At 71.7% G+C, this 5,875-nt stretch carries 1 protein-coding gene; it reads left to right on the top strand.

The features are described 5' to 3' along the window. Positions 1-5,875 (top strand): SDR family NAD(P)-dependent oxidoreductase (locus tag GT042_RS05095; RefSeq protein ID WP_161307493.1); only part of this gene is annotated, 5,875 nt, incomplete at both ends.

Genomic DNA, 5,875 nt, shown 5'->3' on the forward strand with positions numbered 1-5,875 from the left:
CGCGCTGGTGGCGGAGCTGGCCGGATGCCGGCCGGGGGCCGCCGCCGAGGTCCGCCACCGCAACGGCGAGCGGCAGACCAGGGTGCTGCGGGACTTCGTCCCCCCGCCCACCGCGGAACTCCGGCCACGCCCGGACGGCGTGTACCTGATCACCGGCGGGGCCGGACCGCTAGGCCTGCACACCGCGCGGCTGCTGATGTCCCGCGAGCGGGTGACCGTCCTCCTGGTGGGTCGCTCCGAACTGGACGTCCAACGGCAGGGCGTGGTGGACGAGTTGAACCGGGGCACCGGCACCGTCGCGTACCTGCGCGCAGACGTCTCGGACGCCGGCCAGGCGCACCGGCTGGTCGCCGACGCCGTGGCGCGGTACGGCCCGCTACGCGGCGTCGTGCACGCGGCAGGTGTCACCCGCGACTCCCGCGCGGTGTCCAAGAGCCGGGCGGACCTCGACGCCGTACTCGCTCCGAAGGCGGCGGGCGCGGTCGCGCTCGACGAGGCGACGGCCGGCCAGCCGCTCGACTTCTTCGTCCTCTACTCCTCGGTGGTGGCCTACAGCGGCAACCCCGGCCAGTTCGACTACGCCTATGCCAACGCCTTCCTGGACGAGTTCGCCGAGCAGCGGGCCCAGCGCCACGCGGCCGGCCTCCGGACCGGGCGCACCGTCTCCATCGCCTGGCCGCTCTGGGCGGACGGCGGCATGAGTGTGGACACCGCCACGCGCGAACTCCTCGCGCGCCGCTGGGACATGGCCCCGATGAGCACCGCCAACGGGCTGCGGGCCCTCGATCTGGCCGGGGGCGGTCAGGAGGTACGGGTCACGGTCGTCCAACGGCCGGTGCCCTCGGCGGAGCCCGTTGCCACGCCTGCCGTCGCCGTCACGGGGGATTCCACCGAGTCCGCCGGCCCCGTGGAGCCGCCGATGGCCGAGCTGGAGCGCGAACTACGGTCGATGACCGCCGGGTTCCTGCTGGTCGATCCACAAGAGGTAGAACTCGACGCCCAGTTGCTGGAGCTCGGATTCGACTCCATCACGCTGACCGAACTGATCAACCAGGTCAACGAGTTCTACGGCCTGGATCTGCTGCCGACCGTCCTCTTCGAGTGCCCCGACCTGGCCTCCTTCGCCGCCTACCTGGGCCGCCACCACGCCGCAGAAACGTCCGCGCGGCACACGCCCGCCGCCGTGGCCGAGCCAGAGGCGCCGGCGGAGCAGGTGACGGGACCCAAGTCTCCGGTGGGGCAGAGTCCCGCCCCTCCCCCCGCCGCCGGCGCGGTAGCCGCGCCGCCGTTACCCGGCGCACACCCCCGCCCGTTCCAGGTCGCGGTCGTCGGTATGGCGGGTGTGATGCCCGGCTCCGCCGGCACGGAGGAGTTCTGGGACCACCTGCTGGCGGGCCGGGATCTGGTGTCGGGAGTACCCGAGGACCGTACGGAACTCGCGGGCGCCCCCGGCTCCGCCGCCTTCCGGGGCGGCTTCCTGGCCGACGTGAGCCGCTTCGACGCCCGCTTCTTCGGCATCGCCCCGCGTGAGGCCGCCCTGATGGACCCTCAGCAGCGGCTCTTCCTGGAAACCACCTGGCGGGCCGTCTGGGACGCCGGCTACCGGCCCTCCGATCTGGCAGGGACCGCGACCGGCCTGTTCGCCGGTGTCTCCACCTCCGACTACGCCGACCTGCTCGGCAAGGACACGGCCCCGGTGGAGGCGCACAGCGCCAGCGGCGTCGCGCACGCCATCCTCGCCAACCGGGTCTCGTACCTCATGGACCTGCGTGGCCCGAGCGAATCCGTCGACACCGCCTGTTCCAGTTCACTCGTGGCCATCCACCACGCGGTCGGCGCACTGGCGGCGGGGGAGTGCGAGCAGGCTCTGGTCGGCGGCGTCAACGTCCTTCTCAGTCCGGCCCTGTTCGTCTCCTTCCAGCAGTCCGGGATGCTCAGTCCGGACGGCCGCTGCAAGACCTTCGACGCGGCGGCGGACGGTTACGTACGGGGCGAGGGATGCGGGGTCGTCCTGCTCAAGCCGCTCGACCGCGCGCTCGCCGACGGTGACCACGTCTACGGGGTGGTCACCGGGACGGCGGTCGGCCACGGCGGCCGTTCCGGTTCGCTGACCGCGCCCAACCCCGAGGCCCAGGCCCGGGTTCTCGTACGGGCGCATCGCGCGGCCGGCACCGACCCCGACCTCCTGGGCTACCTGGAGGCACATGGCACAGGCACCAGCCTCGGTGACCCGGTAGAGATAGAAGGCGTCAAGCAGGCACTGACAACTCTGTATGCCGACCGGGGCCGGGAGCTGCCCGACCGGCCGCATATCGCGATCGGATCGGTGAAGACCAACATCGGTCACCTGGAGGCGGCGGCGGGCATCGCCGGGGTCCTCAAGGTGCTGCTCGCCATGCAGCACGGTCAACTCCCGCCCCACCTGCACCTCGACCGCCTCAACCCGCACATCCGGCTCGCCGGGACACCGCTTCGGATCGTCGAAGGACCGGTCCGGTGGGACGGACTGGCGGGCGCGGACGGCGTGCCCGTACGGCGCGCCGGGGTCAGCTCGTTCGGGTTCGGCGGGACCAACTCCCATGTGGTGCTGGAGTCGTACGAGCCAGAGCCACAGCCGGAGTCGGAGCCCGCCGCCGACGACGGCAGCCCGCGCCTGGTGGTGCTGTCCGCGCCCTCCGCCGTACAACTGGAGCGGTACGCGGGCCTGTTGGCCGATCACCTGGAACGGCGGGAGCCGCCCCTCGCAGCGGTGGCCCGTACGGTGCAGACCGGGCGCGAGGAGTGCCCTGAGCGCCTAGCGCTGGTGGTACGCGACCGGGCGGAGCTGGTACGCGGCCTCCGCTCGGCGGCCCGGGGCGTATGTCCGGTCGGCGGCCACCGAGGTACGGCCCGCCCTGGAGCCCCGGCAGCGGAGGCGTACGGGGACATCGACGGAGTGGCCCGTGCCTGGGTCGAGGGTGCGGCGGTCGACTGGAGTCGCCTGTGGACCGGCCCGCTGCCGCGCCGTACTCCCTTGCCCGCCGTTCCCTTCGCGGGTGTCCGTCACTGGTTCGCGCCCGGCGCCCCCCAACCGATCCTGGAGGCCACCATCGCATCGTCACCGTCCTCGCCTTCGTCGTCCTCCCGGGAGCGGGTGAAACTGGCCCCGCTCGGGGCGTCCGTCGAGCAGCACGCACCGGTACGGATCCCGGATCCGGATCCGGCCCCGACCAAGACCGCGCATGTGTCCGTGCCCCACACACCGCCGGCCCCCGCCGCCGAGCCCGGCGCCCCGCTGGACGAAGTCCGCCGTACCGTCACCACATTGCTGTCCGACATCCTCGGAACCCCCGAGGAGGAACTGTCGCCCGATCAGTCCTTCGGCGAGCTGGGGCTCGACTCGATCTTCAGGATGGACCTGGTCCGGCTGCTCAACGAGACTTACGGCCTGGACCTCAAAGCGGTGGAACTCTACGAACAGGACTCCGTCGACCGGTTGAGCGCGGCCGTCGCCGCCGCCCTCGGAGGTCCTGCTGACACACCAAATCTGACAGAGCGTCAACTCACCCTGTTCATCGAGGCGACAGCCGAGCGCTCGGTGGAGGCCGGGACAAACTTCGCCGATCAGGGCTTCACCTCCTTCGACATGCTCAGGGTCGTTTCCGCTCTGGAGCGGAGGTTCGGGCCGCAGCGCAAGTCCCTGCTGTTCGACCACCCCACGGTGGGCGCCCTGGCGAACCACCTGTCCACCGCACACGACGCCCGTGCCGAAGATCTGATGATCGATCAAGTCAAGTCAGGGACAGTCGACTTGGCAGCCGAGCCGTCGGCGGGCGGTCCGGTCGTCGTACGCAAGCGTGAGCTGGAGGGCCACCCGGAGATCGCCGAGGTCATCGCCGAGCTCGACCGACTGCATGCCAAGGAGGGCGGCCTGCCCGGCCGGGACATCGCTCCGTTGATCTTCCTCGGTTCGGCCCGGCGCGCCTACTTCAACTTCTCCCAGCGGGAAGGCTCGTTGCTGGCGTGGAGCTACGTCGGGTCGGAGGAAGACCTCCCGGGACTGACTGCCGAGTACACCGACCACGCGGAGCGCCACGGCCTGAAGCCCAACCTGCTCTCGATGATCCGGCTGGAGGAGGCCGGCGGACGCCCGTTCTCTGCCACGCCCTTCGGCGTGGTCCAACGGATGCAGGACATCCAGGAGTTCACCCTGTCAGGGCCCCAGATGCGGCGCCTCCGTTACATGGTGCAGCGCTTCGAGCGGATGCCCGGCGTCTCGGTCACCGAGTACCGCGTCGGTTCCGACCCGGCCACCGACGGCGCGATCGCCGGGCTGATCCAGGACTGGTGCGCCACCAAGGACATGGTCAATCCGTACGTGTTCACCGTGCGCGACGAGATCGGCCGCGGGCTGCTCGCGGATCGCCACCGGATGTTCCTGACGTACGCGGGCAACGAGCTGCGCAGCGCGGTCATCGTGACCCGGATCCCCTCGGAGAACGGTTACCTGCTGGACCTGGAGTTCTACTCCGAGCAAACGCCCATGGGAGGACTGGAGTTCACCGTCGTGGAGATCGTGCGGCTGCTCGCCGCCGAGGGCCGCACGATGTTCAGCTTCGGGGCCAGCCTGGGCGTACGGCTGTGCTCCTCGGAGAATGCCGATCCGGTGGCCGAGCGGGCGCTGACCGAGCTGCGGTCCACCGGAGTGTTCACCGGAGAGGGCAACTTCCGCTTCAAGAACAAGTTCCGGCCCGTCAACCTGCCGGTCTACCTCTGCCGGCCGTCCGACGCCGAGCCGACCGATGTCGGCGAGCTGATCCTGATGATCGCCAACCCCGAGGTCTCGGCGGCCCGGCTCCCCGCCGCCCCCCGGACCACCCAGCCCACCCCCCTCTTACGGGAGACGCCCGCGCCCGTACCGGAGCCCCTGCCGCAGACCGTACCGCACACAGCCACAGCCACGGACACAGCCGAAGTCACGGACACAGTCACAGCCACGGCCACGGCACCAGGCACCCAAACCATCACCCTCCGCGAGCGGCGCCTCGCCGCGCACGGATACAACCCCCTCCTGCTCCCCTCCGGCGAGGCCGACTTCGACCTCGTCACCGACTCCTGGACGGAACTCGACACCGACTACGTGGCCGAGGGCACGGCCGCACTGCGTGCCCGCGCCACCGCCCGCGGCGGACCCGCCGAGGACCTGGCCGGCCTGCTGCCCTTCCGGTACGTCGTCCCCACCCTCCGGGGCCGCTCCGCGGAGGCGCTGCTCTGCCGTGCCTGGCCCGGCCGGCGCGGGCTCGTCGTACAGAACGAGCTGTTCCCGACCTGGGCGCTGCACCAGGTCGACCACGGATTCGTACCGCTGACGGTCAGTACGGCCGCCACGCCCGACGGGCCACCCCTCTTCCGGGGCGACCTGGACGTCGACGACCTGGAACGCGCGCTCGCCGCCCACCCCGGCGGGGTCTCCTTCGTCTGCGTCGAGACCAGCACCAACGCCCTCGGCGGCCACCCGCTGTCGTTGGCGAACCTGCGCCGGATCCGGGCCGTGGCGGACACCCACCGGGTCCCGCTCGTCCTGGACGCGACCCGGGTGCTGGAGAACGCCGCCTTCGTTGCCGCACACGAGGACGGGGAGCGGGGCCGCAAGATGTGGGAGGTCGCCGAGGAGATCCTCGGCCTCGCCACCGCCGTCACCCTCGGCCTGTCCAAGGACCACGGCATCGACCTCGGCGGGATCGTCGCCACCGACGACAGCACGCTGGCCGGCCTCCTGCACGAGGACGTCCTGCGGCGCGGCTCCGAACCGGGCGTCGCCCAGCGCCGGCTGATCGCGGCGGCCCTCGCCGACCGCGAGCGCTCCGCCGGCCTGGTGGCCGGGCGGATGGAGGCC

The sequence above is a fragment of the Streptomyces sp. SID3212 genome, from assembly GCF_009865405.1.
GTDB lineage: Bacteria > Actinomycetota > Actinomycetes > Streptomycetales > Streptomycetaceae > Streptomyces.